A 26,456-nucleotide genomic window follows, 5' to 3' on the forward strand; every position below is an offset into this window, starting at 1 on the left:
TTGAGCGCGTCCACGTCCGGTCGGACGTTGTTCCTGGCGCTCCTGGCGGCGTTCACCTGCGGGGCGCTGCTGGCCATCCAGTCGCGGATCCACGGCATCCTCGCGGGCGGGATCGGCACCTTCCAGACCGCCTGGTGGAGCTTCGGCTCCGGGGCCCTGCTGCTGTGCCTGTTCCTGCTGGCGCCCCGCTACCGGGAGCACGTCGCGCGGATCCCGGCCGCGCTCCGGTCCGGGGGGTTGCGCTGGTGGCAGCTGCTCGGTGGGGTGTGCGGCGGCCTGCTCGTCGCCGTGCAGGCGTATGCCGTGCCCCTGGTGGGGGTGGCCGCCTTCCTGATCGCGATCGTCGGTGGCCAGGTGGTCAGCGCCCTCCTGGTGGACAAGTGGGGACTGGGGCCGGCCGGCGCCAAGGCGCTGTCGACCGCCCGGGTCCTGGCGGCGGCCGTGGCCGCGACCGGGGTCGCCATCGCGGCCACGGCCGGGGGTAACGGGGGCGGCACGTTCGGCGTCGTCCCGGTGGCGCTGGCCTTCGTCATCGGGCTCGGGTCGGCGGTCCAGCAGGCGTTCAACGGGCAGGTCGGGGTGGCCGCGCGGGACTCCCTGGTCACCGCCCACCTGAACTTCGCCACCGGGTTGCTCACCCTGCTGGTCGTGGGGGCCGTCGCGGTGCTGCGAGCCGGCCCGCCGGACCCCTCCGGGCAGCCGTGGTGGGTCTGGGTCGGCGGGATCCTGGGGATCTGCTACATCGCCCTCGCGGCATGGGCTGTCCGGCACATCGGGATCCTGCTCTTCGGGCTCGTCACGATCACCAGCCAGATGTCGATCGCCCTGGCGCTCGACCTCGCCGTCGCCGAGACCCGGGCGCTGATCGGTCCCCAGCTGCTGATCGGCATCGGGCTGACCGTGCTGGCGGCCTGCGGGGCGGCGCTGGCCGCCAACCGCGAGCGGCGCCCGCTGCCCGCTGCCCGGTGAGACCCGTGAGGCCCGGCGGCCGGCCCCACCCGCGCCGTCCCGGCGGCAGCTCCGCACACCTAGACTGGCCGGCATGACGGCACAGATCCTTGACGGCAAGGCCGGGTTGGCGACCATCAAGGAGGAGCTCGCGCTCCGGGTCCGGGCGCTGCGGGAGCAGGGGGTCCGCCCCGGGTTGGGCACCGTGCTCGTGGGGGACGACCCCGGGAGCACCTGGTACGTGAACGCCAAGCACCGCGACTGCGCCGAGATCGGCATCGAGTCCATGCGCCGCGACCTCCCCGCCGGCAGCACCCAGGCGGAGGTGGAGGCGGTGGTCGACGAGCTCAACGGCGACGACGCCTGCACGGCCTTCCTGGTGCAGCAACCCACCGGCCTCGACGAGTTCGCGATCCTGTCCCGCGTGCTGCCGGAGAAGGACGTCGACGGACTGCACCCGGTCAACCTGGGCAGCCTGGTCCTCGGGCGGGCCGCTCCGCTGCCCTGCACCCCGGTGGGGGTCGTGGAGCTGCTGCGCCGCCACGACGTCGAGGTCGCCGGGGCCGAGGTCGTGGTGGTGGGGCGTGGCCTGACGGTCGGCCGCCCGCTCGGCCTGATCCTGACCCGTCGCTCGGAGAACGCCACGGTGACCCTGTGCCACACCGGGACCCGCGACCTGGCCGCCCACACGCGGCGGGCCGACATCGTGGTGTCCGCTGCCGGGGTGCCGGACCTGGTCACCGCCGACATGGTCCGTCCCGGGGCAGCCGTCCTGGACGTGGGAGTCGCCCGGGTGGACGGCAAGATCGCGGGCGACGTCGCCGCCGACGTGGCGGAGGTGGCCGGTTGGATCTCGCCCAACCCCGGCGGCGTGGGCCCGATGACCCGCGCCATGCTGCTGACCAACGTGGTCGAGGCCGCCGAGCGTCAGGCTGCGGCCGGTGGCGCCCCGTCGATCCCTGCGGGCCCCGCCCCGACCCCGTGACGGAGCACCAGGACACCCCGGCCCCGGGCCCGGACGAGGACGCCGCGGCCGACGGGGTGGAGGTGGGGGACCAGGCGGTGGCTCCGCCGCTCCCGACCTGGCGGCGCCGCCAACCGCTGGGCTGGTGGTGGATCCTGCCGGTCGGCCTCGTCGCAGCGTTCGGGGTGCTGCTGCAGGGCGAGCTGCGCGAGTTCGGCTACGTCGTGGCGGGCACCCTGGCGACCGCCGGTCTGGTCCGGTTGGTCCTGCCCCGGGGCGCCGTCGGCGGCCTCCTGGTGAGGTCCCGGTGGCTGGACGTGGCGTGCCTGTGGGGTTTCGCGCTGGCGGTGGCCTTCCTCAGCGCGACCCTGCGGATCCGCTGACCGGCGGACGGCGCCGTCGATCCGGCATACGACGCCGTCCGGCCGCTCAGATGAGGCCGAGCTCGGTGACCGCCTGACGCTCCTCCTCCAGCTCGGCGACCGAGGCGTCGATCTTGCCGCGGGAGAAGTCGTCGATCTCCAGGCCCTGGACGATCGAGACCTCTCCGCCGGAGGTGGTCACCGGGAAGGAGCTGATCAGGCCCTCCGCGACGCCGTAGGACCCGTCGGAGGGGACCGCCATGGACAGCCAGGACCCCTCGGGGCTGCCCTGCAGCCAGTCGCGGGTGTGGTCGATGGTGGCCGATGCGGCGGAGGCTGCGGAAGAGGAGCCGCGAGCCTCGATGATGGCGGCGCCGCGCTTGGCCACGGTGGGGATGAAGGTGTTCTCCAACCAGTCCTGGTCGTCCACGACCTCGGCCGCGCTGCGGCCGCCGATCTCGGCGTGGAAGATGTCGGGGTACTGGGTGGCGGAGTGGTTGCCCCAGATCGTCATCTTGGAGATGTCGGACACGGTGACCCCGGCCTTGGCGGCCAGCTGCGCCAGGGCGCGGTTGTGGTCCAACCGGGTCAGCGCGGAGAACCGCTCGCGCGGGATGTCGGGGGCGTTGCTCATCGCGATGAGCGCGTTGGTGTTGGCCGGGTTGCCGGTCACGGTGATCCGGACGTCGTCGGCCGCGTGGTCGTTCAGCGCCTTGCCCTGACCGGTGAAGATGGCCCCGTTGGCCTCGAGCAGGTCGCCACGCTCCATGCCCTTGGCGCGCGGGCGCGCCCCCACCAGCAGCGCGATGTTCGCGCCGTCGAAGATGGTGTTGGGGTCGTCGCCGATCTCGACCCCCGCCAGGGTGGGGAACGCGCAGTCGTCCAGCTCCATGACGACGCCCTCGAGGGCCTTGAGCGCGGGGGTGATCTCCAGCAGGCGCAGCTGCACCGGGGTGTCCCGGCCGAGCAGGTCACCGCTGGCGATGCGGAACAGGAGGCTGTAGCCGATCTGGCCGGCGGCGCCGGTGACGGCGACCTTGACGGGAGTGGTGTTCACGATGTCGTGACCCTTCGTCGAGCAGGAATCTGGTCTGTGGTGACGGTAGCAGCGGGCGGGACCGGACGGGACACCCAGGTCCGTGGGGGAGCGCGATAACCTCGGGGTGCACCGAGCACCCAACCTGTCCGAGGAGTCGGCACATCCATGGCCACGATCATCTATACCCTGACCGACGAGGCGCCCATGCTGGCGACCCACTCGCTCAAGCCCGTCATCGAGGCGTTCGCCTCCACCGCGGGCGTGGAGGTGGAGACGCGCGACATCTCCCTGGCCGGACGCATCATCGCGGTATTCGGGGACCTGCTGCCGGAGGAGCAGCGGGCCGGTGACGCCCTCGCCGAGCTGGGTGAGATGTCGCACGACCCGTCCGCCAACATCATCAAGCTGCCCAACATCAGCGCCTCGCTGCCGCAGCTGAAGGCCGCCATCGCCGAGCTGCAGGAGAAGGGGTACGCGCTGCCGGACTACCCGGAGGACCCGAGTACCCCCGAGGAGGAGGACGCCCGGGCCCGCTACGACAAGGTCAAGGGGAGCGCGGTCAACCCGGTCCTGCGCCAGGGGAACTCCGACCGGCGTGCACCGGCCGCGGTGAAGAACTACGCCCGCTCCCACCCGCACTCGATGGGGGTCTGGTCCGCCGACTCCAGGACCAACGTGGCCACGATGGGTCAGGACGACTTCGCCAGCAACGAGAAGTCCGTCGTCCTCGCGGCCGACGACACGCTCACCATCGCCCACCTCGCCGGGGACGGCACCCGCACGGTGCTCAAGGACGGGCTGAAGGTCCTCGAGGGCGAGGTCGTCGACGCGACCGTGCTGCGGGCCGCCGCGCTCGACACCTTCCTCGCCGCGCAGGTCGCGCGGGCCAAGGAGGAGGGCGTCCTCTTCTCGGTGCACCTCAAGGCCACCATGATGAAGGTGTCCGACCCGATCATCTTCGGGCACGTCGTGCGCGCCTTCTTCCCGCAGGTGTTCGAGCAGTATGGCGAGCAGCTGGCGGCGGCGGGCCTGTCACCCAACAACGGGCTGGGCTCGATCCTGGCCGGGCTCGACTCGGTCGAGGGCGGGGCGGAGATCAGGGCGGCCATCGAGCAGGGGCTGGCCGACGGCCCGGAGCTGGCGATGGTCGACTCCGACAAGGGCATCACCAACCTGCACGTGCCCAGCGACGTCATCGTCGACGCCTCGATGCCGGCGATGATCCGCACGTCCGGGAAGATGTGGGGCCCCGACGGTGAGCAGGCGGACACCCTCGCGGTGCTCCCGGACAGCAGCTACGCCGGCATCTACCAGGTCGTCATCGACGACTGCCGCGCGCACGGCGCGTTCGACCCGACCACGATGGGCTCGGTGCCCAACGTCGGCCTGATGGCCCAGGCCGCCGAGGAGTACGGCAGCCACGACAAGACCTTCGAGATCGGGGCCGACGGGGTGGTCCAGGTCGTCGACTCCTCCGGCGCCGTGCTGCTGGAGCACGAGGTCGCCGCCGGTGACATCTGGCGGGCCTGCCAGACCAAGGACGTGGCGATCCGGGACTGGGTCAAGCTCGCCGTCACCCGGGCCCGCGCCTCGCAGACCCCGGCCGTGTTCTGGCTGGACCGCGAGCGGGCGCACGATGCCAACCTGATCGGCAAGGTCGAGACCTACCTGGCGGACCACGACACGGAGGGACTCGAGATCTCGATCAAGTCCCCGGTGGAGGCCACGGCATACACCCTGGAGCGGATCCGCCGCGGCGAGGACACCATCTCTGTCACCGGCAACGTGCTGCGTGACTACCTGACCGACCTGTTCCCCATCCTCGAGCTGGGCACCAGCGCCAAGATGCTCTCGGTGGTCCCGCTGATCGCCGGTGGCGGACTCTTCGAGACCGGGGCCGGCGGGTCGGCGCCCAAGCACGTCCAGCAGCTGGTCAAGGAGAACTACCTGCGGTGGGACAGCCTCGGTGAGTTCCTGGCGCTCGCGGTGAGCCTGGAGCACCTGGCCACCAGCACGGGCAACGCCCGGGCCCAGGTGCTGGCCGACACCCTCGACCGGGCCACCGAGAAGGTGCTCAACGAGAACCGTTCCCCGGCCCGCAAGCTGGGCAGCATCGACAACCGCGGCAGCCACTTCTACCTCGCGCTCTACTGGGCCCAGGAACTGGCCGCCCAGACCGAGGACGCCGAGCTCGCGGCGGCGTTCGCCGGGGTGGCGGGCGCGCTCGCGGACAACGAGGAGAAGATCACCGGGGAACTGCTGGCGGTCCAGGGCCAGCCGGCGGACATCGGTGGCTACTACCGACCGGACGAGGCCAAGGCCGCCGCGGTGATGCGCCCGTCGGCCACCTTCAACGAGGTGCTGGCCACGCTCGGCTGATTACCCGTAGCTGGGCAGCACCGGCAGGGGCTTGTCGCTCTGCACGCCGCGGTCGATGCCGCGGGTGACCCAGAGCAGGATCCGGCCGGTGTTGCCCTCCACCACCTGACCGCCGCCGCCGAGGTGGATCTTGCGGCCGTCGGACGGGATGAGGGTGACGTGCGGGCAGCCGACCTTGCCGTTCAGCCGGTCGGCGGCCTCGACCAGGGCGGCGTGCACGACCTCGGTGGGGCAGTCCTTGAAGAGGAAGCCGACATCGAGGTCGACGTGGTGCATGGTCACCTCGCGCAGCCGCATCCACGGGACCTGGCTGCCGGCCATCGTCACCGCCGTGCTGCCGGTGCGGACGTCCGTGAGGTCGGTGCGCCCGCGCAGGCGCTCGGCGCGCTGCCGGAACGCGCTGGAGGCCGTGGTCACGTCGGCGCGGAGACGCTGGAGCGACTGCTTGGCGCCCTCCTCGATGTCGGCCTCCCGCTGCTCCAGGGAGGAGTAGGCCGGCACCTCGCGCCCGGTGGACGCCCAGCCGACGAGGTGCTGCAGGGCGTCGGCGTTACGGGCCAGGTGGGCCAGGACGTGGGCACGGGTCCACCCGGGGAGCAGCGACGGGCCGCGCAGGGTCTCCTCGTCGAGCTTGCCCAGGGTGGCCGCGAGGGCCTTGTCCGCCTCGTCCAGCCGGGCCAGCGCTCGATCGACGCTGAGGTACACGGGCAGTGTCATGGGCCAACCTCCGTCTGCAGGGACCTGTCGTGTCGATCCTGCCCCCGCCCGGGCGGCCCCGCAACCGTCCGCCGGCACGGCGCGCCGGACCGGCGCGCGGTCTCCGGTGTCCTGGGGCCTCAGTCCCCGCGGCCCATCGCCCGACGCACCCGGCCGAGCCAGCTGCCCGCGGCGGCGGCGCCGCTGCTGCTGCCCAGGCCCCGCCCCACGCTGCGGTTCCTGAGCCGGCGGTGACAGCGGCGGCACAGGTAGCGCCCGGTCACCGAACGCTGGGGGTTACCCATCTGTCGCTTCCGGCAGTTGTCGCAGGTGAAGGCCACCGGTCAGGACCTCCCGCTCGCCCGGGCGACGAAGTCGGCCAGGTCCGCCGACTGCTGGAGCCGGGACGGCTCGTGGACGTACATCATGTGGCCCGCCTCGTAGTACTTGTGCTCGATGTTGGCGTCGAGCTCCGCGGGGATGGCCAGGTGCTGCAAGACCTCGCGTGCGGCGTAGTAGGGGGTCGCGCCGTCGAACCAGCCGTAGGCCACGTGGACCTGGAGGTGGGGGTTGGCCCGCATGGCCCGTGCCAGCTTGGGGGTGACGTCGACCGACCGTCCCTCGAACTCGGCGAACGACCACGGGTGGACCTTGCCGGAGATCTGCTCGTAGTGCAGGTCCGACTCGTAGCCCAGCTCGGACCGGACGTGGTGGTTGAAGGCGGCGGCGTACGGCCCGGCGATGGCGTCGTGGGAGGGGTCCGCGTCCATCAGCTCGGCGTTTCCGGCGGCCGCCGGCCCGGTGAACCTGGAGTCCAGCCGACCGACGACCCGGCCCTGGTCGCGCAGCAGCTCGGTGAAGAACCGCAGGTGCTCGATCCGCAGGTCGGCGCGGTCCACCCACTCGGGGGAGAGCCCGGTGAGCCCGGCGACCTTCCGGACGTGCTCGGCGCGTTGCGCCCCCGTCAGACGACGCCCCTGCGCCAGCGCCCAGGGATAGTCGCGCTCGCAGTACTCCTCCGCCTCGCGGACCACGGTGGACAGCGCCTTGCGCCCGTGCTTGCCGTGGTAGTGGGCGACCGCCGCGTAGGTGGGCAGGAAGCCGACGAAGGCGCGGTCGCTGTCCGGCTCGTGCAGGCCGATCGACCCCATGTCGAGCACCGAGGAGATCAGCATGATGCCGTTCAGGTACATCCCGTAGCGCTGCTGCAGGTGCTCGGCCAGGGCCGCGGCCCGGGTGGTGCCGTAGGACTCGCCCGCGAGGAACTTGGGCGACATCCACCGCTGGTTGCGGGAGGTCCACAGCCGGATGATCTCGCCGACCGACTCGATGTCACCGGTGAACCCGTGGTAGCTCTTGGCCTTGCCACCCTTCACCGCGCGCGAGTAGCCCGTGGAGACCGGGTCGATGAAGACCAGGTCGGAGACGGCCAGCAACGACTCGGCGTTGTCCACCAGGGCATACGGCGGGGCCTCCAGTGCCCCCACGTCGCCCATCTGCACCCGGCGCGGTCCGAGCAGCCCCAGGTGCAGCCACACCGAGGAGGAGCCGGGGCCACCGTTGAACGCGAAGGTCACCGGGCGCGGTGGGGCGCTCGCCGGCTGGTCCAGCACGTAGGAGGTCAGGAACACCTCCGCCTTCGCCTCGACGCCGGTGAAGACGTCGTCCTTGACCACCTCTTCGCGCAGCACGACCCGTCCGGTCGTGGCGGAGTAGCGCAGCGTGCGCCGACCGACCTTCAGGGTGTGCTGGGTGGTGACGAGGTCGTCCTCGGGTGGCGCCGGGGTGCTGCTGCGCCCCTCCTGACCTGGGTCGGGGGCGTCGGCGGCGGTGCCGTCCGGGTCCTGCGCGGGGGTTCCGTCCTGAGCGTCGTCGACCATGGGCCCGACTCTACGTCCTGCGGCTCGGCGGCACCGGCCCGTCCCCGGGGTATGCCGTGCCGCGGGTGTCCGGGCGGCCCTGCGGGGTAGGGTCGGTCGGGTGACAGCCCGTGTCGAGCAGAGCCTTACCGTGGGGGTCGCGCTGCCGATCCCGGAGCCCTGGGGAGAGCAGTTGCGTCAGGTCCGGCTCGGGTTCGGCGAGGAGCGAGCGGCGCACATCCCCACCCACGTGACCCTGCTGCCACCCACCCAGGTGGCGGTCGACCGGTGCGCCGACCTCGAGGAGCACCTGGCGGGTGTCGCCGAACGGCACGCCGCCTTCCCCATGGTGCTGCGGGGCACCGGCACCTTCCGTCCGGTGTCGGACGTGGTCTACATCCAGGTCGCCAACGGGGTGGCGCCGTGCGAGGAGCTGGAGCGCGCGGTCCGGGAGGGGCCGGTGTCGCGGGAACTCCAGTTCCCCTACCACCCACACGTCACGGTGGCCCACGACATGGAGTCCGCCACCCTGGACCGTGCCTTCGAGGAGCTGTCCTCGTTCCACTGCGAGTTCACCGCCGACCGGTTCACCCTCTACGTGCACGACGGCGACGAGGTGTGGCGCACGCTGCGCCGTTTCCAACTCACCGGGTGACCGGTCCGACGGGGGCCGGGTCGGTCAGGCCACGTGCGCGGGCACGTGGCCGATGACCTGCCGGTAGTAGTCGAGCAGCTGGTCGGTGAGTGCTGGCCAGGACCGTTCCTGCACCCGCTCCCGCCCGACAACGCCCATCCGGTGCCGGCGGTCGGCGGCACTGCCGTCCCCGGCGTCGTCAGCCAGCAACGAGGCCACGGCGGCGCGCAGGGCGCCGGGACGGTCGGGGTCGAAGAGCAACCCGGTCACGCCGTCGTCGACCAGGTCGATGGGTCCGCCGCGGCGGGGTGCGACGACCGGGAGCCCCGCGGCGGCACCCTCCTGCAGCGTCTGCCCGAAGGTCTCCCGGGTCCCGGTGTGCACGAAGACGTCGAAGGCGCCGTAGGCACGGGCCAGTCCCTCACCCTCCTGGCGGCCCAGGAACGCGGCGCCCGGGAGCATCGCCTCCAGGTCGGGGCGGCTCGGGCCCTCACCGACCAGGACGAGACGGGTCCCCGGCAACCGGTTCAGCTCGGCCAGCCGGTGCAGCTCCTTCTCCGGCGCCAACCGCCCGACGTAGCCGAGGAGGACCTCCCCGCGGGGGGCGAGCTGGCGCCGCAGGGCGATCGTGCGCGGGTCCTGCCGCCGGTCCGGGTGGAACAGGTCGGAGTCGACCCCGCGACCCCACAGCGCGACCCGGGTGACGTCGTGTTCCTGCAGGTCCGCCAGGGCCGACGCGGACGGGGCGAGGGTCAGGTCGGCCTGCGCGTGGATCCGTCGGATCCACCGCCACGCGGCCCGCGCGGTCAGGTCCCCGACCGGGCCGGAGTGCTGCCGGATGTAGCTCGGCATGTCCGTCTGGTAGATGGCCACCGACGGCAGGCCCAGCCCCCGGGCCGCGGTGAGTCCGCGCACGCCGAGCACGAACGGTGAGGCCACGTGCACGACGTCGGGCGCGAACCGGTGCAGCACCGTCTCCATCTCGTAGGAGGGCAGTCCCACCCGGAACTGCCGGACCGGGACGCTGGTGACGGGATGGATCGGGAAGCCCGCGTAGTGCTCGGGGGTGGCGGTGGTGCTCCACGGGCTGGTCCCTGGCGCGATGACCAGGGCCTGGTGTCCCTTGTCCCGCAGCGACTCCAGGACCTTGCACACGCTGTTGGTCACGCCGTTGAGGGCGGGGAGGAAGGACTCGGTCACGATCGCGATCCGCATGGGTCCGAGCGTCCCGCCCGCGGGTGGTGGGTCACCGACGTCCTGGGGGGTGTTGCGTGAGCGGGAGGTGGCCAGTGGGTGACCCAGTGCGTCGCGCGCGCCCCGGGTGCGCGGCGGGCGATCCGCCCGGACAGGCTCGGGCGGCGGCGCGGTGCGTCGCGGGGGTGGCTGGCGGGTGCTCAGGTGAGGTCCTCCCGGCCGATCCGCTGCAGCGTCTCCACGATCCCCTTGACGTCCTGGACCCGTTCCCGGGTGGTGACGAGCAGGGCGTCGACAGTGTCGATCACGACCACGTCGGGCACGCCGAGCGTCACGACGGTTCGTCCGGCGTGCGCCGCGACGACGCCGGAGCTGTCCTGGCTGATCACCTGGTCGCGGGGCCCCAGGATGCGCAGGCCGGGGTGGTCGCCGGATTCCTCCAGGAGGGTGGCCAGGGACGCGAAGTCACCCACGTCGTCCCACGGGAAGTCGCCCGGGATCACCGCCACCTTGCCGGCGGCCGCCGCCGGCTCGGCCACGGCGTGGTCGATCGCGATCTTGGTCATCGAGGGCCAGACGTCCTGGATCCTCCGGGGCTCGGCCGCGATCAGCCGGGCCCCCTCGACGAGGTCGGGGTGCCAGGTCCCCAGCATCTCCAGCAGCACGGCGGCACGGACCACGAAGATGCCGGCGTTCCACCGGTGCCGACCCCCGGCCAGGTAGCGCTCCGCGGTCGCCCGGTCGGGCTTCTCCACGAAGGTGTCGACCCGGTGCGCCGAGGGCGCCCCGTCGACCCGCCAGGGCCCGCCGACCTCGATGTAGCCGAAGCCCGTCGAGGGGTAGGAGGGCTGGATGCCGAGGGTGACCAGCGCCCCGGCGCGGGCCACCTGCACGGCCTCGCGCACGCAGCGGCGGAACGTCTCCGGCTGGCCGATGACGTGGTCGGCGGCGAACGAGCCGAGCACGGCGTCCGGGTCGATCCGCTCGATCGTCGCCGCGGCCAGGGCGATGGCCGGCATCGAGTCGCGGGGGGAGGGTTCGACGAGCAGCCGGTCCTCGGCCAGCTCGGGCAGCTGCTCCCGCACGGCGTCGGCGTGCAGGATGCCGGTGACCACGACCAGGCGGTCCTGCGACAGCGGGGTCAACCGGGCGGCGGTGTCCTGCAGCAGCGAGCGACCGCTGCCGGTCAGGTCCTGGAGGAACTTGGGGGCGGAGCGGCGGGACAGCGGCCACAGCCGCGTGCCGGATCCCCCGGCGGGCACCACCGACCAGAAGTCCGGGATCGCTTCCTCACTGCTCATCCTGGTCAGTGTAAGGACGGTTCGGGTCGCGGTCGCCACGGCCGTGCGGCTGGCGTGCCGCCGTAGGGTGAGGTCGTGCCCCAGGACCTCACCACCCGAGCCCTCGCGACCGGCTATGCCCGGGTCGCACGTCCGGTCTTCTTCCGCGCCGGGGGAGGCGACGCCGAGACCGCCCACCACCGGACCGTCGCGGCCGTGGGGGCGCTGGGCAGGAGCCGCTCCGCCGTGCGGCTGACCCGGGCCGCCCTGGCCGCCCCGTCGGGTGACGGCCCGGTGGAACTCTGGGGCCTGCGCTTCCCCAACCGGGTCGGGCTGGCCGCCGGGATGGACAAGAACGGCGTCGGGGTGTCCGCCTGGGGTGCCCTGGGATTCGGCCACATCGAGCTGGGCACGGTCACCGCCCTCCCGCAGCCCGGCAACCCGCGGCCCCGACTCTTCCGCCTCCCGACCAGTGGCGGGGTGATCAACCGGATGGGCTTCAACAACCACGGGGTGCGCGCGCTGGCCGAACGCCTGCGGGCGGCCCGTGCCGCCGGCGCCGTCGACATCCCGGTCGGGGTCTCCATCGGCAAGAGCAAGGTGACACCGCTGGAGGATGCCGTGGGGGACTACCTGACCTCGGTGGACGCACTGGCGGGGCTGGCCGACTACCTGGCCGTCAACGTGTCCTCGCCGAACACCCCGGGCCTGCGCAGCCTGCAGGACGCCGGGCCGCTGCGCGAGCTGCTCGCCGCCGTGGTGGACCGCGCCGACGCCCCGGTCCTGGTCAAGCTGGCACCCGACCTGACCGACACCGCCCTCGACGAGGCGTTGGAGGTGGCGACGGGGGCGGGAGTGGCCGGCATCATCGCGACCAACACCACCCTGGCGCGCGACCACCTGGCGCCGTCCGACCGGCCGACCGGTGACCGGGAGGCGGGCGGCCTCAGCGGTGCCCCGCTCACCGCCCGGGCGCTCCAGGTCGTCCGGCGGGTATCCACCCAGACCGGGCTGCCGGTCATCGGCGTGGGGGGCATCATGACGGCCGGGGACGCTGCCCGGATGTTGGATGCGGGGGCCCGGCTCGTGCAGGTCTACACCGGCCTGATCTACGCCGGCCCGGCACTGGTCCGGGAGATCGCGTCGGGGACGCGGTCCGGCACAAGGTAACGTGGCCGCCCAGAAACCAACCCCTCCACAGTGAAGCAGCCAGTGACAGCAACGACCCCGCCAGAACTCCAGCCGGTGCCCTCCATCGACGACCTGATCGAGCGTGTCGTCCAGACGGTCGAGGGCCGACGTGACGACCTCGTGCAGTGGCGCCGCACCATCCACCGCCACCCCGAGGTGTCCTACCAGGAGCACCAGACCACCGCCCTGGTCAGCCAGCGGATGCAGGAGGCGGGGCTGGTCGTCAGGACGCTGCCGGGCAGCGGGGCGACGGTGGACCTGGGCGCCGCCGAGCCGCGGGTGCGGATCGCGCTGCGGGCCGACCTGGACGCGTTGCCGGTGGACGAGATGACCGGGTTGCCGTTCGCCTCCCGCAAGCCGGGCGTCTGCCACGCCTGCGGACACGACGTGCACACGGTGGGCGTGCTGGGTGCGGGACTGGCCCTCGCCGCCATCGAGGAGGAACTGGTCGCCCTCGGCGTGGGGGTGCGGTTGATCTTCCAGCCCGCCGAGGAGTCGATGCCCGGGGGTGCGCACGACGTCATGGCGGCCGGTGGCCTCGACGGGGTCGACCGGCTGTTCGCGGTGCACTGCGACCCGTCGGTGGACGTGGGATCCATCGGGCTCAAGGTCGGACCGATCACGGCCGCCTCCGACTCGGTGCACGTGACCCTGACCGGCCGGGGCGGACACACCTCCCGCCCCCACCTGACCCAGGACATCACGTATGCCCTCGGCAAGGTGATCACCGACGTCCCGGCCGCGCTGTCGCGCCGGTTGGACCCCCGCTCCGGCACGGCGCTGGTCTGGGGAGCGGTCAAGGCCGGCTCGGTGGCGAACGTGATCCCGGCACGCGGGGAGTGCGTCGGCACGCTGCGGATGTTGGACTCCGAGACCTGGGACACGGCTGGTCCGCTGATCAAGGAGATCGTGCAGGGCGTGGTGGCCCCCTACGGCGTCACCGCCGAGGTGCGCTACGTCAAGGGTGTCCCGCCGGTGGACAACGACGCGGCGACCGTGTCGGCGTTCACCGCGGCGGCGACCGCCGTCGCCGGTCCGACCTCGGTGGTCTCGACCCGGCAGTCGTTGGGCGGGGAGGACCTCGGCTGGTACCTGACCAAGGTCCCCGGCGCGATGGCCCGCCTGGGCACGCGGGCCCCCGGCGGGCCGACCTATGAGCTGCACCAGGGCGACCTCGTGGTCGACGAGGAGGCGATCGGCATCGCCGCGAAGTTGCTCGCGGCCTGCGTGCTGACGTCGGTGGATCCTGCGGGCCTGGTCTGACCCGCCGGCCCGACCCGGCCGGCCCGACCCGGGACCGGCTCCCGACCTGAGGAGGGTGTCGTGGGACGGGTGTGACGGGAGTGGTAGAAGTGACACGCTTGGTCACGTCTCCATTACCTTCTGGTTACGGACAGGTGGTCTTGCCGAGAAGTTCGCGTGGGACCGGCTACGATCCCCCTCGTTACGTCCCCCCGACTTCAAGGAGTGCCCGTGCGTAGGGTGATGAAATTTGCGGCCCTGACTGCGGCCGCCACGTTGGCTCTGTCCGCCTGTGGCGACGCGCCGGAGGAAGAAGACAGCGGAAACAATGCCGACGCGGGTTCCGACGGGGGCGAGTCCACCGAGGGATCCGGTGCCGGCGACTTCACCGCCTGCATGGTGTCGGACTCTGGCGGGTTCGACGACCAGTCGTTCAACCAGTCCGGCCGGATCGGTATGGAGAATGCCGAGGCCGACCTGGGCGTCGAGACGGTGCTGGTCGAGTCCCAGTCGGACGCGGACTACGTCACCAACGTCAACGGCCTCGTCCAGCAGGGTTGTGGCCTGACCATCGGCGTCGGCTTCCTGCTGCAGGAGTCGATGACGGCCGCGGCACAGGAGAACCCGGACACCCACTTCGCCCTGATCGACTCCACCTTCAGCGAGGAGCTCGACAACGGCAAGCCGATCCTGTTCAACACCGCGGAGGCCTCCTTCCTGGCCGGCTACCTGTCCGCCGGGATGACCGAGACCGGCACCGTGGCGACCTTCGGTGGCCTGCAGATCCCGTCGGTGTCCATCTTCATGGACGGCTACGTCGACGGCGTCAACAAGTACAACGAGGACAACGGCACCGACGTCAAGGTCCTCGGCTGGGACAAGGAAGCGCAGAACGGCTCCTTCTCCGGTGACTTCGAGAACCAGTCCCAGGGGCAGACCCTCACCGAGCAGTTCATCGCCCAGGGCGCCGACATCGTGATGCCGGTCGCCGGGCCGGTCGGCCTGGGTGCGGCCGCGGCCGCCCAGGGCAGCGACGGCGTCAAGATCGTCTGGGTGGACTCCGACGGCTACGAGACCACCGAGTACGGCGACATCATGCTCACCTCGGTCGTCAAGCAGATCGCCCCGGCGGTCGAGGACACGATCGCCGCGAGCATGGAGGACTTCACCAACGAGCCGTATGTCGGCACGCTGGAGAACGAGGGCGTCGGCCTGGCGCCGTTCCACGACTTCGACGGCGACGTTCCGCAGGAGCTCAAGGACCAGATCGCCGACTACCAGGAGCAGATCATCTCCGGCGAGCTCGTCATCGAGTCGCCGAACGCCCCGTGAGGTGACCCTGCCCTGAGCAGACACACCCGCTCGGCGTAGCGGCCCGGCCTCGAGGGGCCGGGCCGCTACGCTGTCACCGCATTGATCAGTGCCGATCGCAGACCCACCGTGACGGGAGCAGGACACCCATGAAGCTGGAGTTGCGTGGCATCACCAAGACCTTCGGGCCCCTGGTAGCCAACGACCACATCGATCTCGTCGTCGAACCCGGGGAGATCCACGCGCTGTTGGGGGAGAACGGTGCCGGCAAGAGCACGTTGATGAACGTCCTCTACGGCCTGTACGAGCCCGACGGGGGTCAGATCCTGCTCGAGGACCGACCCGTGACCTTCTCCGGACCCGGGGACGCGGTCGCGGCGGGCATCGGCATGGTGCACCAGCACTTCATGCTGGTCCCGGTCTTCACCGTCGCCGAGTCGGTGGCGCTGGGCTACGAGCCCGCCGGGCCGGGCGGGCTGCTCGACCTAGGCACGGCGCGCCGCCGGGTGCAGGAGATCTCCTCCCGGTTCGGCTTCGACGTCGACCCGGACTCCGTGATCGAGGACCTGCCGGTCGGGGTGCAGCAACGCGTGGAGATCATCAAGGCGCTCTCCCGCGACGCCAGCGTCCTCATCCTGGACGAGCCCACCGCGGTGCTCACGCCCCAGGAGACCGACGAGTTGATCAGCATCATGGAGGAGCTCAAGCAGGCCGGGACCTCGATCGTCTTCATCACCCACAAGTTGCGCGAGGTGCGCGCGATCGCCGACCGGATCACCGTCATACGGCGTGGCAAGGTGGTGGGCGAAGCCAGCCCGACCTCCAGCGAGACCGAGCTGGCCTCGATGATGGTCGGCCGCTCGGTGAGCCTGACCGTCGCCAAGGAATCGGCCCAGCCGGGGCCGGAGTCGTTCCAGGTGCGGGACCTGACCGTGCACGACGCCAACGGCACGGCGGTCGTCGACCGGGTGAGCTTCTCGGTCCGCGGTGGGGAGATCCTGTCGATCGCCGGGGTCCAGGGGAACGGTCAGACCGAGCTCACCGAGACCATCCTGGGGATGACCGACGCCTCCGCCGGCGAGATCGAGCTCGACGGGAAGAACCTGCTGGACCTCGGGATCAAGAAGCGACTGCGGGCTGGGCTGGGGTTCGTGCCCGAGGACCGGTCGACCGACGGCGTGATCTCCACCTTCTCGATCGCCGAGAACCTCATCCTCGACCTCTACGACACCGAGCCGTTCGCCCGGGGCGTGCAGATGTCGCCCTCGGAGGTGCACACCAACGCGCTGCACCGCACCGAGGAGTTCGACGTCCGCTACACCAACGTGGGTGACCCGATCTCCACCCTCTCCGGCGGCAACGCGCAGAAGGTGGTGCTCGCGCGGGAGATGTCCCGACCACTGAGCCTGCTCGTCGCCTCGCAACCCACGCGTGGCCTGGACGTCGGCTCCATCGAGTTCGTGCACAAGCGGATCGTCCGGGAGAGGGACCAGGGCACGCCGGTGATCATCGTGTCCACCGAGTTGGACGAGGTGCTCGCGCTCGCCGACCGGATCGCGGTCATGTACCGCGGCAAGATCGTGGGCATCGTGGACAATGTCGACGTCGACCGTGACGTGCTCGGACTGATGATGGCCGGTGTGCCGTTGGAGGAGGCGCAGGCCGAGGCGGCCAAGCACCACTCCACGCTGGCCGCCGCCGATCTCGCTGTTGACAACGAGGAGGGCCTGTCGTGACCGAGGAACGTCCCGCGACCAACCCCGAGACACCCCCGAACGAGACACCTCCCAAGGACCCAGCCGCGAGCACCGACCAGGAAGGCCTGGGCGGCGACCAGGGACGGGCTGCCCTGCGGCAGATCGTCAACGGCAACGCGGCCATCTCCTTCCTGGCCATCGTCGTGGCCCTCGTCCTCGGCGGGTTCCTGATCGCGCTGGCCGACGAGCGGGTCCAGGAGGCCGCCGGCTACTTCTTCGCCCGGCCCTTTGACCTGCTCGGGGCGGCCTGGACCTCGGTGAGCGACGCCTACGTCGCCATGTTCCGGGGCGCGGTCTTCGACTGGCGCGCGGCGTCCTTCGCCGACTCCATCCGGCCGATCACCGAGTCCTTCGTCTACGCGATCCCGCTGATCCTGGCGGGGCTCGGGATCAGCGTCGGCTTCCGGGCGGGCCTGTTCAACATCGGCGCCCAGGGCCAGATCATCGTGGGTGCCATCCTGGCCAGCTACATCGGCTTCGCCTGGGACCTGCCGATCGGCCTGCACCTGATCCTGGCCATCCTGGGTGCACTGGTCGGGGGCGCGCTCTACGGCGCGATCCCCGGTGTCCTGAAGGCCACGTCCGGCGCCAACGAGGTGATCGTGACGATCATGCTCAACTGGATCGCCGTCTACGGCATCGCCTGGACCCTGAAGCAGGCCGTGTTCAACCCCGGCCGCTCGGGCCAGCGCAGCCCGGCCGTGCTGGACTCGGCCCTCTACCCCCGGCTGATCCCGGACTGGTTGGTCCCCGGCAACAGCTTCCGGCTGCACTGGGGCCTCGTCGTGGCGATCCTGGCGACCCTCTTCGTGTGGTGGCTGCTGGAGCGCTCGACCATCGGGTTCCAGCTGCGCGCGGTGGGTGCCAACCCGCACGCGGCCCGGACCGCCGGTATGTCGGTCGGCAGGATCACCGTGATCACCATGGTGATCGCCGGTGGCCTCGCCGGCCTCGCGGCGACCGCACAGGTGCTCGGCACTGAGAGGTCGTTGACGGCCGGGGTCGCCGCCTCCTACGGATTCGACGCGATCACCGTGGCGCTGCTGGGCAGGTCCAGACCGTTGGGCACCTTCCTGGCCGGCCTGCTGTTCGGTGCGCTGAAGGCCGGTGGCTCGCTGATGCAACGGATCACCGCCACCGAGATCGACATCATCCTCGTCGTGCAGTCCGTCATCGTGCTCCTCATCGCGGCCCCGCCGTTGGTGCGCAGCATCTTCCGGCTGCCCGATCCTGATGCGCCCTCCCGGGCACCCGTCACGAAGAAGGAGGCGGCGGCATGAGCACCCCCGTCGTCCCGCTGGCCGCCGGGACCCCCGCCGACGACATGAGCGCGGTGGCCCAGCGGATCAGCTACAAGACCCCCATCGTCTTCGCGGTGGCCACCCTGGTCTGCCTGCTCGGGTTCGCCGTCGGGGCGCCCGAGGGGGAGACGACCTTCCAGATCGCGTCGGGGTCGGGCTGGTTCACCATCCCGAACTTCGGGGTCCCTGCGGCGGCCACGGCCTGGGTCCTGACCCTGCTGCTGGCGGCGGCCACCGCCTACGCCTTCTGGCTGACCCGTGCCCGCCGCCCGATCCCGATGTGGCTGAACGCCACCGTCGGCCTGCTGTTCGTGGTCGGGTTCCTGGTGTGGGTCGGCGCGGGCAAGACCAGCGTCATCCCGGTCACCTCCCTGCTGGCCGGCGCGCTGGCGCTGTCCGTCCCGCTGATCTTCGGCGCGCTCTCCGGGGTGGTGTGCGAACGCTCCGGCATCATCAACATCGCCATCGAGGGCCAGTTGCTGTTCGGTGCGTTCGCGGCCGCGGTCATCGCCTCACTGTTCGCCCAGCCCTACCTGGGCCTGGTCGGGGCGCCCCTGGCCGGTGCGTCGGTCGGCGCCGTCCTCGCCTGGTTCTCGGTGAAGTACCACGTGAACCAGCTCATCGTCGGGGTCGTGCTGAACACCCTGGTGCTCGGACTGACCGGGTTCTTCTTCTCCACGGTGCTCCGGGCCGACGTGTCGACCTGGAACAGCCGGCAGCCGCTGGGGATCCTGGAGATCCCGCTGCTCAGCCAGATCCCCGTGCTCGGCCCCGTGCTGTTCCGGCAGACGATCCTGGTCTACATCATGTATGCCGTCATCGTGCTGCTGCAGATCATGCTGTTCCGCAGCCGCTGGGGGCTGCGCACCCGCGCGGTCGGCGAGCACCCCAAGGCGGCCGACACGGTCGGCATCAAGGTCAACCCGCGGCGGGTGTGGAACACCATCCTGGGCGGCGCGATCGCCGGACTGGGCGGGGCGTTCTTCACGGTGGGCTCCGGGCTCGCGTTCGGCCGCGAGATGTCGGCCGGCAACGGCTTCATCGCGCTGGCCGCGATGATCCTGGGCAAGTGGAACCCCAAGGGTGCGGTGGTGGCCGCGCTGCTCTTCGGCTTCTCCAAGAACCTGGGCAACGTGCTGAGCACCATCGGCTCCAGCGTGCCCTCCGAGCTGCTCCTGATGCTGCCCTACGTGATCACCATCTTCGCGGTCGCCGGATTCGTCGGACGGGTCCGCCCGCCGGCCGCCGAGGGCATCCCGTACACCAAGTGAGGGGAGACCGACCGTGACGCAGGACCATTCGACCGGACCGGACTGGGCGCTGTTGCAGGACCGCGCCCGTCAGGTGGCGGCCCTGGCCTACGTCCCGTACTCGCACTACCCGGTCGGTGCAGCCGGCCTGGTGGACGACGGCCGGGTGGTCGTGGGCTGCAACGTGGAGAACGCCGGCTACGGCGTCACGCTCTGCGCCGAGTGCGGCATGGTGTCGGACCTGGTGGCCGGTGGCGGCGGTCGTCTCGTCGCCGTGCTGTGCGTGAACCGGGACGGGGCACTGATCATGCCCTGCGGACGCTGCCGCCAGCTGATCTGGGAGCACGGCGGCGCGGCCTGCCGCATGCTCACCCCCGAGGGGGAGCGCACGATGGAGCAGGTGCTGCCCCAGGCCTTCGGGCCGGAGGACCTGGACGCCGTGCGCTGAGCCGGCGCCGTCGCCGTCCGGGCGCTCAGTCGGCGCCGTGCCCCAACAGCAGCTCCTGCGGCATCCCGTGGCCGAGCAGGTTGGTCGCGTGGGCCGGCGATCCCGCCAGGAACAGCACGCTGCCCGCGACCCCCTTCACCTTGCCGAGCAGCGCCGTGGCGGTGCTCGAGTCGAGCACGTGGCGGCCCCGCTCGGCGGGCAGGTAGACCTTGTCCCCCTTGGCGCCGGATGCCTGCTTGTCGACCACGGTCGCGGGGTCGAGGGGCTGGTGCGACATGGCGCCGGCGAGGGCATCCATCACGGAGCGGTCCTGCGGTTCGGCCTTGGCCGGACGGCCGAAGAGGAGTTCCCCGTCGGGACCGGGCGCATACCGCTGCACCGCCATCGCGGCCTGCCGGTCCCGGGACATCGTCGTGTAGGCCAGCCCCGACCCGGCCTGCTGACCCTCGTGGTCCTCCGTGGCCTCCTGCGCCGGCAGGTTCACCTGGGCGGCGAAGACGAGGGACTGCGGAGCCAGCCCCACCGCCACCGTGGGGGCGCAGGACAGCGTGATGGCCGGCCGTGGTGCCGTGACCACGCACAGCACCCGGTCGTCCCGGAGGGCGACCAGCGTGGGGAACAGCGTCTGCTCCCCGTCGCTGCGGGTCATCGACCTGCGCTTGAAGTCCTGGACGGCCGGCACGACGAGGGAAAGGGTCTGGGCGACATTCACCGGCTCAGGATGGCACACGCCTGGCAGGATGGGCCCATGAGCGAAGCCTTCGACACGGTCGACATCATCCGCGCCAAGCGGGACCGGCAGCAGCTGACCAGTGAGCAGATCGGGTGGGTGATCGACGCCTACACCCGCGAGGTGGTGGCCGACGAGCAGATGTCCGCGCTGGCCATGGCGATCCTGCTCAACGGGATGGACCGGCGGGAGATCGCCGACTGGACCGCGGCGATGATCGCCTCGGGCGAGCGGATGGACTTCGGGGCCCTGTCGCGCCCCACCGCCGACAAGCACTCGACCGGAGGGGTGGGCGACAAGATCACCCTGCCGCTGGCCCCTCTCGTGGCCGCCTGCGGCGTCGCGGTGCCCCAACTCTCCGGCCGGGGGCTCGGGCACACGGGAGGCACCCTGGACAAGCTCGAGGCGGTCCGCGGCTGGCGGGCCGACCTGAGCAACGAGGCGATGATGAGCCAGCTCGAGGACGTCGGGGCCGTGATCTGTGCGGCCGGTGCCGGGCTCGCCCCGGCGGACAAGCGGTTGTACGCGCTGCGGGACGTCACCGGGACCGTGGAGGCGATCCCGCTCATCGCCTCCTCGATCATGAGCAAGAAGATCGCCGAGGGCACCGGGACCCTGGTCCTCGACGTCAAGGTGGGGTCAGGGGCGTTCATGAAGGACGCCGCGTCGGCCGGGGAACTGGCCAGGACCATGGTCGGGCTGGGCACCGATGCGGGTGTCACGACGGTCGCCCTGCTGACCGAGATGGGCACCCCGTTGGGGCTGACGGCCGGGAACGCCCTCGAGGTGCGGGAGAGCGTCGAGGTGCTCGCCGGCGGCGGACCGTCCGACGTGGTGGAGCTGACCGTGACCCTGGCCCGCGAGATGCTCCAGGCCGCCGGGGTGACCGACACCGACCCGGTCGATGCGCTCGCCGACGGGCGGGCGATGGATGTCTGGCGGCAGATGATCTCCGCGCAGGGCGGGGACCCCGACGCCCCGTTGCCGGTCGCCCGGGAGACCCAGGTGGTGACCGCCGAGGCCGACGGGGTGCTCAGCCGGCTGGATGCCCTCGCGGTCGGGGTGGCGGCCTGGCGCCTCGGCGCGGGGCGGGCCCGCAAGGAGGACCCGGTGCAGGCCGGCGCGGGCGTGGAGCTGCACGCCAAGCCCGGCGACCAGGTCCGCGCCGGGCAGCCGCTGCTGACCCTGCACACCGACACCCCCGAACGGTTCGCCCGTGCTACCGAGGCGCTGGACGGTGCCTGGGACATCGCCGACAGCAGCGTCCAGCCCGGGCCGCTCGTGATCGACCGGGTCTCCGCCTGAGGCCGACATCCTCCGAGTCGACCAGTACAAAACTTGAGGAAACCAGACACAAGTTAGACGCGAACTTGCTTTTTCTTTAACTTCCCTTTACGTTACTGCTGGGTCGCCGGTCGGCGCACCCAACAGAGCGGCTTCGAAGGGAGCCCCTCTGGTCACTGACTGCTGACCCGCAGGACGGGGGACTTTCCCCTGCCCTGGGGCCCGAGGGGAGTTCTCATGGCTGGTGCTGCCGTTCCCATCCATGCGCTCGTGCCGGCGCACAACGAGGCGGCCGGTATCGGGGCGACCATCGAGGGCCTATTGACCCAGACCCGGCCGCCAGACTCGATCCTGGTGGTTGCGGACAACTGCACGGACGCCACTGTCGCGATCGCGGCCTCGTACGGGGTCGAGGTGATGGAGACGGTCGGGAACACGGCCAAGAAGGCGGGAGCCCTGAACCAGGCCCTGCGCGAACTCCTTCCGCGCGTGGGGGAGGACGCACTGGTGCTGGTGCAGGACGCCGATTCGGTGTTGTCCCCGGACTTCCTGGAGAACGCCGAACGCCACCTGGTCCGGCGTCCCCGACGCCACCCGAACCTGGGCGCCGTGGGCGGCGTCTTCGCCGGGTCGGAGGGTGGCGGCTTCGTGGGGCACCTCCAGCGCAACGAGTACGCCCGGTACGCCCGAGACGTCCACCGGCTGGGCGGCCGGTGCCTGGTCGTCACCGGCACCGCCGCACTCTTCCGGGCCGCCACCCTGGGCGCGGTCTCCCGGGCGCGTCTGGAGGGGCGGATCCCGGCCGGCGACGGGGCGGGCGGGGTCTATGACACCACCGTCCTCACCGAGGACAACGAACTGTCCTTCGCGCTCCTGCACCTCGGCTACACCATCGCCTCGCCGACGGACTGCACCTTGGTGACCGAGGTGATGGATTCGTGGGGGGACCTGTGGAAGCAGCGGCTGCGCTGGAAGCGCGGGGCCGTGGAGAACTGCTTCCAGTACGGGCTGACCGCCGTCACCTGGCGCTACTGGGGCCGGCAACTCCTGACCGCCCTGGGTGTCCTGGTCACCTTCATCTACCTGGGGACGCTCGTCTGGGCACTGGCCGCCGGTGGGGTGCACATCCACCCATTCTGGCTCGCAGTGACCGGCGTCTTCGTGATCGAGCGCGTCGTGACGGTGCGCTATCGGGGCTGGCGGCAGATGGTCCTGTCAGCCTCGATGTACGAACTGACCATCGACCTCTTCCTCCAGATCGTGCACGCCAAGGCCTACGCCGACGCTGCACTCAACCGCACGAGAGATTGGTGACCCATGTACAACAACATCTCCGCCCCGATGGCCGCCGGTGGTTCGGGTGGCATGCTGGCGATGACCGGGACGAACAGCCTGTGGCTGGGGTTGGCGGCGTTCGCGCTCCTGGCCCTGGGCGCGGCCGTCCTGCGGATCGGTCCGCGCCGGGCGTCTCGTGCCTCGATCGACTCGGGCCACTGGGCCTGAGCCTGCCGTGCGCTCTCGGTGGGTGGGCAGCCTCCTGCTCATCGCCGGCCTGGTCCTGCTCGGGATCGCGCTCTGGGTGCACCACGACTCGGAAGGCGGCCTGCGCTCACGGGCCGCGGCCGCGGTCGCGGCAGCGCGCGAGGAGGCGCCTGCCCCCGTCGGCCCGGGAACACCTGTCGGACCGACCCAGCTGAGCGCGCCGCCGGCAGGGGCCAGCGACCGGGGTGGCCCGGACAGCGAGGACGGATCGGCCAACGTCGTCGGTCCGGTCGACAGGGACCCTCCGCCGCTGGCCACGGCACCGTCCGTCGTCTCCGGCCTGGTGACCATCCCCTCGCAGGGGCTGGAGGCGGTGCTCCGACCGTCGGTATCGGCGACCGACCTCGATGTCGGCGTCGGACACTACCCGGGGACCGCCAGGCCCGGCCAGGAGGGCAACTTCGCCGTCGCAGCCCACCGCGGGCTGGTACCCGACCTGGACGGCCTGCAAGCCGGCGACGTCATCTCTGTGGAGTCCGCCGGTCGGGTCTACACCTACACCTGGGTGGAGTCCTTCGTCGTGGCGCCCGAGGACGTCTGGGTCCTGGACCCCGTGGCGGACGAGCGGGTCCTGACGCTGACCACCTGCCACCCGCGCTACAGCAACGCCCAGCGGCTGGTGGCCAGGTTCGAGTTGACGGGGGCGGCGCCCGCGTGAGCGCCGCCCGGTCGGTGGCGGGTGGTCAGCGCCCCTTCGGGTGCCAGACGGTCTTGGTCTCCAGGAACGCCTCCAGCCGGTGCAGGTCCGGGACCTGGGTGAAGTCCGGCTCGACCGCCGTGGTGCCGCTGCCGGCCGGGCGCAGGACGCGCTTGAGGTTCTCGGCGGCGGCCTCCTCCAGGTCGCCCCAGGCCAGCCCGTCCACGCCCGCGGACCCGGTCAGGTCGATCGCGTTGACGTCGCGGTGCGAGGCCAGCCACGGGGCGACCTCGGCGGTGCGACCGGTGATCAGGTTCACCACGCCGCCGGGGACGTCGGAGGTGGCCAGTGCCTCGGCGAGGGTGATCGCCGGGACGGGTCGGTCCTCCGAGGCCAGCACCACCGCGGTGTTCCCCGAGACCACGATGGGCGCGACGACCGAGACCAGACCCAGCAGGGAGGACTGCTGCGGTGCCAGGGCGGCCACCACGCCGGTCGGCTCCGGCGCCGAGATGTTGAAGAACGGTCCGGCGACCGGGTTCAACCCGCCCAGGACCTGGGCGTACTTGTCGGACCACCCGGCATACCAGACCCACCGGTCGATCGCGGCGGAGACGGTGGCCTCGGCCTTCGCGGCGGTGAGCCCCTCGGCCGCCTGGACCTCGCCGACGAACTGGGCGCGTCGGGACTCCATGACCTCGGCCACCCGGTAGAGCACCTGCCCGCGGTTGTAGGCCGTGGCGCCGGCCCAGCCGGACAGGGCGCCGCGCGCTGCCTTCACCGCGTCGCGGGCGTCCTTGCGGGACCCCTGCGCGGCGTTCGCCAGGAACGCGGGGGAGCGGCCGGAGGAGAAGACCTCGTAGCTGCGACCGGACTCGCTGCGGGGGAACTTGCCCCCGATGTAGAGCTTGTACGTCTTGCGGACATCCACCCGGCTCATGCGTCTGCTCCCGTCCTGACGTAGGCCGCCAGCCCGTGGCGCCCGCCCTCCCGGCCGTAGCCGGACTCCTTGTACCCACCGAAGGGGCTGGTCGGGTCGAACTTGTTGAACGTGTTGGCCCACACCACCCCGGCCTTCAGCTGGTCGGCCATCCACAGGATCCGGGACCCCTTGTCGGTCCAGATCCCGGCGGACAACCCGTAGGGGGTGTTGTTGGCCTTGGCCACGGCCTCCTGCGGGGTGCGGAAGGTGAGCACCGACAGCACCGGCCCGAAGATCTCCTCCTGGGCGATCCGGTTGGTCTGGCTGACCCCGGTGAACACGGTGGGGCGGAACCAGAACCCGTTGCTGGGCAGCTCGCACTCGGGGGACCAGCGGGTCGCCCCCTCCTCCTCGCCGATCCTGACCAGGTTGTGGATCCGGTCGAGCTGCTCGCGGGAGTTGATCGCACCGATGTCGGTGTTCTTGTCCAGCGGGTCGCCCACCCGGAGGGTCTCCAGCCGCCGCTTGAGCTTGCGCTCGAACTCCTCGGCGACCGACTCCTGGACCAGCAACCGCGATCCGGCGCAGCAGACGTGGCCCTGGTTGAAGAAGATGCCGTTGACCACGCCCTCGACCGCCTGGTCGATGGGCGCGTCGTCGAAGACGATGTTGGCGGCCTTGCCGCCCAGCTCCAGGGTGGCCTTCTTGCGGGTGCCGGCGATGGCCCGCGCGATCGCCTTGCCGACGGCCGTCGAGCCGGTGAAGGCGACCTTGTCCACCCCCTCGTGCTCGACCAGGGCGCGGCCGGTCTCCCCGGCGCCGGTGAGGATGTTGACCACCCCGGGGGGTAGCTCGGCCTGCTGGCACACCTCGGCGAACAGCAGCGCGGTCAGCGGCGTGGTCTCCGCCGGCTTGAGCACGACCGTGTTGCCGGTGGCCAGGGCCGGCGCGATCTTCCAGGAGAGCATCAGGAGCGGGAAGTTCCAGGGGATGACCTGGCCCACCACCCCGTAGGGCTTCGGGTCCGCGCCGAGCGAGGCGAACCCGAGCTTGTCGGCCCAGCCGGCGTGGTAGAAGAAGTGCGCCGCCGCGGTGGGGATGTCGACGTCGCGGGACTCCTTGATCGGCTTGCCGTTGTCCAGGCTCTCCAGCACCGCGAACTCCCGCGCCCGCTCCTGCAGGATGCGCGCGATGCGGAAGAGGTACTTGCCCCGGTCCGCACCGGACATCCGGGACCAGACCCGGCTGTATGCCGTGCGGGCCGCGGCCACTGCCTTGTCGACGTCGGCGGGGCTCGCGTCGGTGACCTCGGCGAGCACCTCCTCGGTCGCCGGGCTGATCGACTTGAACGTCGAGCCGCCATCGGTCTCGACGAACTCGCCGTTGATGAACAGCCCGTAGGAACTCTTGAGGTCGACGACGGCGCGGGACTCCGGCGCCGGTGCGTATTCGAACGTTGCCATCTGGGTGGTCCTCGGTCCTTCTG

The 26,456-nt window shown here is 71.5% G+C and carries 25 protein-coding genes; 16 read left to right on the top strand and 9 right to left on the bottom strand.

Annotated elements, in window-relative coordinates:
- From FB467_RS06610 to FB467_RS06620, 3 genes are all read left to right on the top strand, one after another.
- On the top strand, positions 1-969 hold the full coding sequence (locus FB467_RS06610; protein WP_141784388.1) for a DMT family transporter: 969 nt from the start codon (positions 1-3) through the stop codon (positions 967-969).
- Positions 970-1,042: 73 nt separating this feature from the next.
- A complete protein-coding gene (locus tag FB467_RS06615) occupies positions 1,043-1,933 on the top strand; it encodes a bifunctional methylenetetrahydrofolate dehydrogenase/methenyltetrahydrofolate cyclohydrolase (RefSeq protein WP_141784389.1) in 891 nt (296 codons plus the stop codon).
- Positions 1,930-2,295 (top strand): DUF3017 domain-containing protein, encoded by a 366-nt coding sequence (locus FB467_RS06620; RefSeq protein WP_170230603.1) that lies wholly within the window; start codon positions 1,930-1,932, stop codon positions 2,293-2,295. Before FB467_RS06615 ends, FB467_RS06620 begins: the two co-directional genes overlap by 4 nt.
- A gap of 46 nt (positions 2,296-2,341) precedes the next feature.
- Here the strand turns inward: FB467_RS06620 and FB467_RS06625 are convergent, their stop codons facing one another.
- Complete coding sequence (locus tag FB467_RS06625; protein ID WP_141784391.1) at positions 2,342-3,331, bottom strand: malate dehydrogenase; 990 nt, start codon at positions 3,329-3,331, stop codon at positions 2,342-2,344.
- Positions 3,332-3,478: 147 nt separating this feature from the next.
- Here FB467_RS06625 and FB467_RS06630 point away from each other — a divergent pair, with 147 nt between their 5' ends.
- Positions 3,479-5,692, top strand: a complete 2,214-nt coding sequence (locus FB467_RS06630) for an NADP-dependent isocitrate dehydrogenase (protein ID WP_141784392.1) — start codon at positions 3,479-3,481, stop codon at positions 5,690-5,692.
- Here FB467_RS06630 and FB467_RS06635 read toward each other — a convergent pair whose 3' ends face one another.
- The 3 genes from FB467_RS06635 to FB467_RS06640 form a co-directional block, all read right to left on the bottom strand.
- Positions 5,693-6,409 (bottom strand): maleylpyruvate isomerase family mycothiol-dependent enzyme, encoded by a 717-nt coding sequence (locus FB467_RS06635; RefSeq protein ID WP_141784393.1) that lies wholly within the window; start codon positions 6,407-6,409, stop codon positions 5,693-5,695.
- Between the two features lie 119 nt (positions 6,410-6,528).
- Complete coding sequence (locus FB467_RS18460) at positions 6,529-6,693, bottom strand: hypothetical protein (protein ID WP_170230605.1); 165 nt, start codon at positions 6,691-6,693, stop codon at positions 6,529-6,531.
- A 39-nt stretch (positions 6,694-6,732) separates the two neighbouring features.
- Complete coding sequence (locus tag FB467_RS06640; RefSeq protein WP_141784394.1) at positions 6,733-8,268, bottom strand: S10 family peptidase; 1,536 nt, start codon at positions 8,266-8,268, stop codon at positions 6,733-6,735.
- A gap of 100 nt (positions 8,269-8,368) precedes the next feature.
- Here FB467_RS06640 and FB467_RS06645 point away from each other — a divergent pair, with 100 nt between their 5' ends.
- A complete protein-coding gene (locus FB467_RS06645; protein WP_228393270.1) occupies positions 8,369-8,902 on the top strand; it encodes a 2'-5' RNA ligase family protein in 534 nt (177 codons plus the stop codon).
- A 24-nt stretch (positions 8,903-8,926) separates the two neighbouring features.
- Here the strand turns inward: FB467_RS06645 and FB467_RS06650 are convergent, their stop codons facing one another.
- Entirely contained in the window at positions 8,927-10,096 is a 1,170-nt protein-coding gene (locus FB467_RS06650; protein WP_141784396.1) for a glycosyltransferase family 4 protein, read from the bottom strand.
- A 179-nt stretch (positions 10,097-10,275) separates the two neighbouring features.
- On the bottom strand, positions 10,276-11,376 hold the full coding sequence (locus FB467_RS06655) for a mannose-1-phosphate guanylyltransferase (RefSeq protein WP_141784397.1): 1,101 nt from the start codon (positions 11,374-11,376) through the stop codon (positions 10,276-10,278).
- Between the two features lie 75 nt (positions 11,377-11,451).
- Between FB467_RS06655 and FB467_RS06660 the strand changes: the two genes are divergently transcribed.
- The 7 genes from FB467_RS06660 (at position 11,452) to FB467_RS06690 (ending at position 19,855) form a co-directional block, all read left to right on the top strand.
- A complete protein-coding gene (locus tag FB467_RS06660; protein ID WP_141784398.1) occupies positions 11,452-12,525 on the top strand; it encodes a quinone-dependent dihydroorotate dehydrogenase in 1,074 nt (357 codons plus the stop codon).
- Between the two features lie 42 nt (positions 12,526-12,567).
- On the top strand, positions 12,568-13,809 hold the full coding sequence (locus FB467_RS06665) for an amidohydrolase (protein WP_425325825.1): 1,242 nt from the start codon (positions 12,568-12,570) through the stop codon (positions 13,807-13,809).
- A 222-nt stretch (positions 13,810-14,031) separates the two neighbouring features.
- Complete coding sequence (locus FB467_RS06670; protein WP_141784399.1) at positions 14,032-15,120, top strand: BMP family lipoprotein; 1,089 nt, start codon at positions 14,032-14,034, stop codon at positions 15,118-15,120.
- Positions 15,121-15,248: 128 nt separating this feature from the next.
- Positions 15,249-16,835: an ABC transporter ATP-binding protein gene (locus FB467_RS06675; protein WP_141784400.1), complete on the top strand. Its 1,587-nt coding sequence runs from the start codon at positions 15,249-15,251 to the stop codon at positions 16,833-16,835.
- A complete protein-coding gene (locus tag FB467_RS06680) occupies positions 16,832-18,136 on the top strand; it encodes an ABC transporter permease (RefSeq protein WP_141784401.1) in 1,305 nt (434 codons plus the stop codon). Before FB467_RS06675 ends, FB467_RS06680 begins: the two co-directional genes overlap by 4 nt.
- Entirely contained in the window at positions 18,133-19,428 is a 1,296-nt protein-coding gene (locus FB467_RS06685; protein WP_141784402.1) for an ABC transporter permease, read from the top strand. The genes FB467_RS06680 and FB467_RS06685 overlap by 4 nt, the downstream gene beginning before the upstream one ends.
- 13 nt (positions 19,429-19,441) lie before the next feature.
- The gene (locus tag FB467_RS06690; protein WP_141784403.1) at positions 19,442-19,855 is read left to right on the top strand and encodes a cytidine deaminase; all 414 of its coding nucleotides are present in this window, start codon (positions 19,442-19,444) and stop codon (positions 19,853-19,855) included.
- A 25-nt stretch (positions 19,856-19,880) separates the two neighbouring features.
- Here FB467_RS06690 and FB467_RS06695 read toward each other — a convergent pair whose 3' ends face one another.
- Positions 19,881-20,567 (bottom strand): hypothetical protein, encoded by a 687-nt coding sequence (locus FB467_RS06695; RefSeq protein ID WP_141784404.1) that lies wholly within the window; start codon positions 20,565-20,567, stop codon positions 19,881-19,883.
- Between the two features lie 36 nt (positions 20,568-20,603).
- Between FB467_RS06695 and FB467_RS06700 the strand changes: the two genes are divergently transcribed.
- From FB467_RS06700 to FB467_RS06715, 4 genes are all read left to right on the top strand, one after another.
- Positions 20,604-21,890 (top strand): thymidine phosphorylase, encoded by a 1,287-nt coding sequence (locus FB467_RS06700; RefSeq protein ID WP_141784405.1) that lies wholly within the window; start codon positions 20,604-20,606, stop codon positions 21,888-21,890.
- Positions 21,891-22,106: 216 nt separating this feature from the next.
- Positions 22,107-23,183 (top strand): glycosyltransferase family 2 protein, encoded by a 1,077-nt coding sequence (locus FB467_RS06705; RefSeq protein WP_141784406.1) that lies wholly within the window; start codon positions 22,107-22,109, stop codon positions 23,181-23,183.
- Positions 23,184-23,186: 3 nt separating this feature from the next.
- Entirely contained in the window at positions 23,187-23,372 is a 186-nt protein-coding gene (locus FB467_RS06710) for a hypothetical protein (RefSeq protein WP_141784407.1), read from the top strand.
- A gap of 22 nt (positions 23,373-23,394) precedes the next feature.
- Positions 23,395-24,069 carry a sortase gene (locus tag FB467_RS06715; protein ID WP_170230607.1) on the top strand — a complete coding sequence of 225 codons (675 nt, stop codon included), beginning with the start codon at positions 23,395-23,397 and terminating at the stop codon, positions 24,067-24,069.
- A 25-nt stretch (positions 24,070-24,094) separates the two neighbouring features.
- On the opposite strand, the gene FB467_RS06720 is transcribed toward FB467_RS06715, so the two are convergent.
- On the bottom strand, positions 24,095-24,988 hold the full coding sequence (locus FB467_RS06720; RefSeq protein WP_141784409.1) for an aldehyde dehydrogenase family protein: 894 nt from the start codon (positions 24,986-24,988) through the stop codon (positions 24,095-24,097).
- Positions 24,985-26,433 (bottom strand): aldehyde dehydrogenase family protein, encoded by a 1,449-nt coding sequence (locus tag FB467_RS06725; RefSeq protein ID WP_141784410.1) that lies wholly within the window; start codon positions 26,431-26,433, stop codon positions 24,985-24,987. The genes FB467_RS06720 and FB467_RS06725 overlap by 4 nt, the downstream gene beginning before the upstream one ends.
- Positions 26,434-26,456 lie beyond the last annotated feature (23 nt).

It is taken from the genome of Ornithinicoccus hortensis, assembly GCF_006716185.1.
GTDB classification, from domain to species: domain Bacteria; phylum Actinomycetota; class Actinomycetes; order Actinomycetales; family Dermatophilaceae; genus Ornithinicoccus; species Ornithinicoccus hortensis.